We start from the raw sequence: 7,347 nt of genomic DNA, 5'->3' as shown, positions 1-7,347 counted from the left end.
GACCAAGGGCATTGGAACATCGATGACGCTCTGCCGTCACCCGGCTTTCGCAAGCCGTCGATCGCCGTGCTCCCCTTCGCAAACATGTCTGCCGACCCCGAGCAGGAGTACTTCGTCGACGGCATCGTCGAGGACATCACAACAGCGCTGTCGCACTTTCGGTGGCTGTTCGTGATGGCGCGAAGCTCGACCTTCACGTTCAAGGGACGCAGCGCCGATGTCAAGGAAATCGGGCGCGAATTGGGGGTGCGCTACGTGCTCGAAGGCAGCGTGCGCCGGGCGCCCAGGCGCATACGCATCACGGCGAAACTCATCGACGCATCAACTGGTGCACATCTCTGGGCCGACCGCTTCGACGGCGCATCCGAAGACATTTTTGATCTGCAGGATCAAATCAGCACAAGAGTGATTGGCGCGATCGGGCCAAAGCTAGAGCAAGCCGAGATTGAACGCGCAAAGCGCAAGCCAACGGAAAATCTCAATGCCTACGATGTCTACTTGCGCGGCGTCGCCAAAACAATGGCCTATACGCAGAACGGTCAAGCGGAAGGACTGCGCCTATTCCGGCGCGCGATAGAGCTCGACCCAGAGTTTGCGGCGGCGTACGGAATGGCCGCGTGGTGCCGCGTCATCCAAAGGGTGAATGGCTGGATGATCGACCGCGCGGCGGAGATTGCCGATGGAGCCGAAATGGCTCGCGAAGCTGTGCGACTGGCGAATGAGGATGCACTTGCATATTGCTGGGGAGGTTTCTCGCTCGGATTTCTTGCCTATGAGCTGGACGATGCGATCGGATATGTCGATCACGCGCTGGCTCTCAATCCAAACCTTGCCGCCGCATGGTACCTTCTCGGGCATCTGCGAATTTATGCCGGAGATCCTGAAGCCGGTATCGAGCCTCTGACCCGGGCAATCGAGCTCAATCCACTTGATCCGCTCATTTTCCGCGTGCATGCGGGATTGGCTTACGCGCATTTCTTTGCCGGCCGGAACGACCACGCTTCGGCATGGGCAGAAAAGGCGTTGCGCCGAGCCGATTGGCTCACCGCCCTCCGGATCGGCGCCGCATGTCATGCCGTTGCCGGCCGGCTCGATCAAGCGAGAAAGCTCGTTGCGCGCATGCTTGAACTCGATCCAAGGCTGCGGATTTCCGATCTCCAAGGGCTGCCTCCGTTACGCCGAGCAGAGGATTTCGAGCGATGGTCAGAGGCACTGCGAAAAGCGGGGCTCCCGGAATGATTGCACGTCCGCTTGTGGCTTTCCTGCGACGCGGTCAGTCACAGAAAGGAGCGGCTATGGCGCCCGACGGCGAGCCATCGATCGCGTCTGGTTGGCCAGGCGCACGCTCGCGCACCAGCAGTGTGAAGGTCCATTTGCGTGCGCCGCGACTTCCTTGAGCTCGTCAAGCTTTCCCGGTTTTGAGCCATCCAATCACGGTGAGCATTGTCTTCCGCATAACTGCCGCTCCTTACCGCCCTCGCGACAAACTTCCCAATATGCCGCGCACGATCGCGCGGCCGACCGACGAACCCACCGAACGCACCACCGACTTGATCGCGGCTTCCGCCACCGTCTGGCGATTGGACGGGCGCGGCGCCGGTGCGCGCCTGCCACCCGATTGCGGTGCCGGGTCGTCATTGCCGAAGCCGGGGATGGTCCAGCGCGAGCCGCCGCTTCCAGCCTGCTGCGCCTGCTCTTCGGCGTCCTGCGCCTCCCTGGCTTTTTTCTGCAGCATCTCGAAAGCCGATTCGCGATCGATGACCTGATCGTACTGGCCGGCAACTGGGCTTTCCTGGATCAGCTTTTGCCTCTCGGCGGGCGTGATCGGGCCGAGGCGCGACGCCGGCGGGCGGATCAGCGTTCGCTGCACCATGGACGGAACACCCTTGGTTTCGAGCGTCGAGACCAGCGCCTCGCCGGTGCCGAGCTGGGTGATCGCGGTGGCGCAATCGAAGTCGGGATTCGGCCTGAAGGTCTCGGCTGCGGTCTTCACCGCCTTCTGCTCGCGCGGCGTATAGGCGCGCAGCGCGTGCTGCACCCGGTTGCCAAGCTGGGCGAGAACGGTTTCTGGAACATCGAGCGGGTTTTGCGTGACGAAATAGACGCCAACGCCCTTCGAGCGGATCAGGCGAACCACCTGCTCGACGCGGTCGATCAGCACTTTCGGCGCGTCCTCGAAAAGCAGATGCGCTTCGTCGAAGAAGAAGACCAGCTTCGGCCTGTCGGGATCGCCGACTTCGGGCAGCACCTCGAACAGCTCCGACATCAGCCACAACAGGAAGGTCGCATAGAGCCGCGGATTCATCATCAGCTTGTCGGCGGCAAGCACGCTGATGGCGCCGCGCCCGTCACGGGTGGTGCGCATGATGTCGGCGATGCGCAAAGCCGGCTCGCCGAAGAAATGCGCCGCACCTTGCTGCTCCAGAACCAGCAGCGTGCGCTGAATGGCTCCCACGGAAGGCTTGGTCACATTGCCGTAACGCGAGCCCAGCTCGTCGGCGCGCTCGGCGATGTTGGCCAGCAGCGCCTGCAGGTCCTTCATGTCGAGCAGCAGCAGGCCTTCCTCGTCCGCCAGGCGGAAGGCGATGTTCATGATGCCTTCCTGTGCCTCGGTCAGGTTCATCAGGCGCGACAGAAGCAACGGCCCCATTTCGGAAACGGTGGCGCGGATCGGATGGCCCTGCTCGCCGAACAGATCCCAGAAAATGACCGGAAACTCCTGGAAGTCATAGGGGTCTAGCTTGATCTGCTCGGCCCGCTTGACCAGAAAATCCTGTGCCGTGCCCATCATGGCGATGCCGGACAGGTCGCCCTTGATGTCGGCGCAGAACACCGGCACGCCGGCGTTGGAAAAGCCTTCGGCCAGGATCTGCAAGCTGACGGTCTTGCCCGTGCCGGTTGCGCCGGTCACCAGGCCGTGACGATTTCCATATTGCAGCAGCAGGTGCTCGGCACGCTGATAGCTGTCGTCCGGCTTGCGGCTGGCGCCGATGAAAATGCTGGTGTCGTCAGCCATATGTCCGGTCTCCGCAAACTGATGTGTTTAAAGCCAGTGGCCTTGCCGCAGGTATAGTCAGGCCCTTGCACAGCGACAATGCCAATCGTTCAAGTGGGGCCAATCGTCCAAATCCGGCCCAATCGTCCAAATCGGTTTTTTGGAACTTGCGGATTTTGCCGGTGTTTGGCAATCGTTCATGGTTCGTCCATGCAGGCTACCTATATCTGGTGGATTGAATTCCGACCCTGAAAGCGCATTGCATTGCGATATCGGACCGTGGACCTTAGACTGAACTGCTCCAGGCTGGTGCGGCCGCATGAAAACGAGGAAGACGGATGGGCGCCGGAGCCTTGATCCAGGACGTTGAACCAGAGAATGCCGAGCGCCAGCGATGGCTGGCCCTGGCGGAAAAGGCGTTGGCCGGTGCATCCTTCGAGGAAAAGCTGGTCTCGCATACCGATGACAACATCCGCATCGAACCGCTGTACGACCGCAGCATCGCAGCGGAACCGATCGTGCGCGCAAACCCGAAATCGCCCTGGATCGTCAGCCAGCGCATCGATGATCCGGATATCGAGCGCGCCAGAGCCCAGGCTCTGGAAGATGTGGCGCAAGGCGCGACGGGATTGTCGCTTGTCTTCGAAGGCGCGCCGAACGCATTCGGCTACGGCCTGCCAAGAACGGCGCAGGCGCTGGAGACGGTGCTGGACGGCGTACCGCTCAACCGCATCCAGGTCCGTATCGACGCCCATCCCTGGAGCCGCGCCGTGGCTGACTGGCTGGTGGCGTTCCTGAGCAAGCGCCGTTCGGATCCGGCAAAGCTCAACCTCTCCTTCGGCATCGATCCGGCGGCGATCTTCGCCGGAACCGGCCGGCTGCGCATGTCGATCGAGGCGCTGCAGGCCTCGATGCCGCAGTCGCTGGCGCATTTCTTCTCGATGGGCGTTCCGGGCGTGCTCTTGGAGGCGGACGGGCGCGTGTTCCACAATGCCGGCGCCACAGAGGCGCAAGAGCTTGGCATCATGCTGGCTTCGGCGGTCTCCTATCTCAGAATGTTCGAGACGGCGCGGCAGCCGCTTGTCTATGCCGCACCCCATATCGGCTTTACGCTCAGCGTCGACCAGGACCAGTTCCTGTCGGTGGCCAAGGTCCGAGCGCTGCGCAGGCTCTGGGCACGGCTGCAGGAGGCCTGCTCGATCCCCAATTCCACCGCCAATATCCATGCCGAGACGTCGTTTCGCATGATGACGGCCATGGATCCGGAGACCAACATCCTGCGCACCACAATTGCCTGCTTTGCCGCGGCATCCGGCGGCGCCGATTCGATCTCCATCCTGCCGCACACGATCGCGCATGGCTTGCCGGCGGCCTTTGCCCGCCGCGTTGCCCGCAACGCGCAGCTGATCATGGCCAATGAAAGCCATATCGATCATGTCGCCGATCCTGCCTATGGCTCCGGCGGGGTCGAAGCGCTGACCGCGGAACTTTGCGAGATGGCGTGGGCGGAACTGCAGACAATTGAGGCCGAGGGCGGCGTCCTGTCCAGCCTTCAGGACGGACATATCCAGAAGCGCGTTCACGCCGCGGCGGCGCGACGCAACGCAGCCTACCAGGCCGGCGAGCGGGTCATCATCGGCACCACGCTCTACCCGTCCAAAAGCGAACGTCCCGTCGAGACGCTGGCAGCGGAACGGCGTCCCGCCTTCACCGAAGGTGTTGCCGTCTGCGAACCCCTGTTTCCAGTCCGCATCGACCAATCGATCGGAGCGGGCTCTTGATCCCTGATTTCAGCCAGATCGGTTGGGCGCCGCCACGCCGCGCACCCGTCGAGGTCAAAGGCCAGCGGACGACGCCGGAAGGCCTCATCGCCAAGCAACTGTACAATCAAAGCGACCTCAAGGGGTTGCCGCATCTCGACACCTATCCCGGCCTGCCGCCCTTCGTGCGCGGCCCCTACCCGACCATGTATGTCCAGCAGCCCTGGACGATCCGGCAATATGCCGGCTTCTCGACGGCGGAGGAGTCGAACGCTTTCTACCGGCGCAATCTTGCCGCCGGCCAGAAAGGACTGTCGGTCGCCTTCGATCTCGCCACGCATCGCGGCTATGATAGCGACCATCCGCGTGTCGCCGGCGATGTCGGCATGGCGGGTGTCGCCATCGATTCCATCCTCGACATGCGGCAGCTCTTCGACGGCATTCCGCTCGGCGACATGACGGTGTCGATGACCATGAACGGTGCGGTGCTGCCGATCATGGCGCTTTACATCGTGGCGGCGGAAGAACAGGGCGTTGCGCAGAAGGATCTCGCCGGAACCATTCAGAACGACATTCTGAAGGAGTTCATGGTCCGCAACACCTACATCTATCCGCCGAAGCCCTCGATGCGGATCGTTTCGGACATCTTCTCGTATACGTCGAAGAACATGCCGAAGTTCAATTCGATCTCGATCTCCGGCTATCACATGCAGGAGGCCGGAGCGACGGCCGACCTGGAGCTCGCCTATACCATCGCCGACGGCATCGAATATGCCCGCGCTGGCGTTGCGGCGGGCCTGGATATCGACCGCTTYGCACCGCGCCTGTCCTTTTTCTGGGCGATCGGCATGAACTTCTTCATGGAAGTAGCCAAGCTGAGGGCCGCGCGCCTGCTGTGGGCGACCTTGATGGCGAAGAATTTTTCGCCCAAGGACGAGCGATCGCTGTCGCTGCGCACCCATTGCCAGACCTCGGGCTGGTCGCTGACGGCGCAGGACCCCTACAACAACATCATCCGCACCATGATCGAGGCGATGGCGGCAACGCAGGGCCACACGCAGTCGCTGCACACCAATTCCTTCGACGAGGCGATGGCGTTGCCGACCGACCATTCGGCGCGGATCGCCCGCAACACCCAGCTGATCCTGCAGAAGGAATCCGGCACCACGCGCATAATCGACCCGTGGGGCGGTTCGGCCTATCTCGAACGGCTGACACATGATCTGGCGGCGCGCGCGCTTGTCCATATCGAGGAAGTCGAGGCGCTCGGCGGCATGGCCGCGGCGACCGAACAAGGCATTCCCAAGCTGCGAATCGAGGAAGCGGCGGCCCGCACGCAGGCACGCATCGATTCCGGCGAGCAGATGTTGGTCGGCGTCAATGCGCATCGCCCTGAGACCGACATCAAGGTCGACGTGCTGAAGATCGACAATGCCGAAGTCAGGGCGCGGCAATTGTCGAAGCTGCAGCGGCTGAAAGGCACACGCGATGTCGGCGCGGTCGAGAGCGCGCTCGATGCGCTGACCCGTGCCGCGGAAGGCAATGAAAACCTGCTGGAGTTCGCCGTCCGCGCCGCGCGCGCCAATGCCACGGTCGGCGAAATCTCGTTCGCCCTGGAAAGAACCTTCGGCCGCCATGTCGCTACGGTGCAGACGATCTCCGGTGTCTATCGAAAGGCGCTCGGCGACAATTCCGTGGTCGAAGGGCTGCATGACAAGCTTGAAGCCTTTGAGAAGAAATCTGGCGGCAAGCCGCGCATCCTCGTTGCCAAGATGGGACAGGACGGCCACGACCGTGGACAGAAAGTCATCGCCACCGCCTTCGCCGATCTCGGCTTCGACGTCACCGTCGGTGCGATGTTCCAGACACCGGATGAAATCGCCAGGCTTGCGATTGCGCATGACGTTCATATCATCGGCGCCTCGTCGCTGGCGGCGGGACATCTGACGCTGATCCCGGAATTACGCGATGCGCTGAAGAAGCTCGGCCGCGGCGATATGCTGATCGTCGCCGGCGGCGTCATCCCGCCACAAGACTATGACGCGGTGCTGCAAGCCGGTGCGGCAGAAATCTTCCCGCCGGGCACGGTCATTCCGGAAGCGGCGGATCGCCTGCTGGACCGTCTGCTGAAGGCCTGATTGCGCCTGTTATAATATCTGTTGCAACACGCGCTGATTGCGTGATAATCGGCGTTGCAACAGGATGATCCATCATGAACACGACCATTCGCAAGATCGGCAATTCCGAAGGTGTGATCCTGCCCAAGGAGCTGCTTGAACGTCTGAACCTCAAAGCCGGCGACCAGCTTCAGATTCTCGAAAGGGATAAGGACATCGTCCTCAAGGCGGTGGACGACAGTTTCGAGCGGCAGATGGAAGCAGCTCGCAAGGTCATGGACAAGTACAAGGTCGCACTACAGAAACTCGCCGAATGAGCTGGGAGTTTCTGTCACGTCGCGCAGTTGAAGCGATGCATGCCGAGCAATTGCGCAGGCACGGCGGAGCGCAAGGCTTGAGAGATGAAAATGCTCTCGAATCGGCGCTCGCCCGCGCTGAAAACAAGGCGAACTGTGGGGACCCGTCGGTCGAGGAT

The 7,347-nt window shown here is 62.1% G+C and carries 5 protein-coding genes and 1 pseudogene; 5 read left to right on the top strand and 1 reads right to left on the bottom strand.

Annotation, left to right across the window (positions count from 1 at the left end):
• The coding region (locus tag ACXJ7R_RS20160) for a tetratricopeptide repeat protein (RefSeq protein ID WP_457153384.1) at positions 1-1,239 on the top strand (1,239 nt) is incomplete at its 5' end.
• Positions 1,240-1,468: 229 nt separating this feature from the next.
• On the opposite strand, the gene ACXJ7R_RS20155 is transcribed toward ACXJ7R_RS20160, so the two are convergent.
• Complete coding sequence (locus tag ACXJ7R_RS20155; RefSeq protein WP_457153383.1) at positions 1,469-3,016, bottom strand: helicase HerA-like C-terminal domain-containing protein; 1,548 nt, start codon at positions 3,014-3,016, stop codon at positions 1,469-1,471.
• 317 nt (positions 3,017-3,333) lie between these two features.
• Between ACXJ7R_RS20155 and ACXJ7R_RS20150 the strand changes: the two genes are divergently transcribed.
• From ACXJ7R_RS20150 to ACXJ7R_RS20135, 4 genes and pseudogenes are all read left to right on the top strand, one after another.
• Positions 3,334-4,776 (top strand): methylmalonyl-CoA mutase subunit beta, encoded by a 1,443-nt coding sequence (locus tag ACXJ7R_RS20150; RefSeq protein WP_457153382.1) that lies wholly within the window; start codon positions 3,334-3,336, stop codon positions 4,774-4,776.
• The gene (gene scpA, locus ACXJ7R_RS20145) at positions 4,773-6,893 is read left to right on the top strand and encodes a methylmalonyl-CoA mutase (RefSeq protein WP_457153381.1); all 2,121 of its coding nucleotides are present in this window, start codon (positions 4,773-4,775) and stop codon (positions 6,891-6,893) included. Before ACXJ7R_RS20150 ends, scpA begins: the two co-directional genes overlap by 4 nt.
• A gap of 74 nt (positions 6,894-6,967) precedes the next feature.
• Positions 6,968-7,189 (top strand): AbrB/MazE/SpoVT family DNA-binding domain-containing protein, encoded by a 222-nt coding sequence (locus tag ACXJ7R_RS20140; protein WP_457153380.1) that lies wholly within the window; start codon positions 6,968-6,970, stop codon positions 7,187-7,189.
• A pseudogene (locus tag ACXJ7R_RS20135) lies at positions 7,186-7,347 on the top strand (type II toxin-antitoxin system death-on-curing family toxin); the annotation flags it as partial. The gene ACXJ7R_RS20140 and the pseudogene ACXJ7R_RS20135, both read left to right, overlap by 4 nt.

The organism is Mesorhizobium sp. P5_C1 (assembly GCF_054049815.1).
This window is presented reverse-complemented; position numbering and strand designations above follow the sequence as displayed.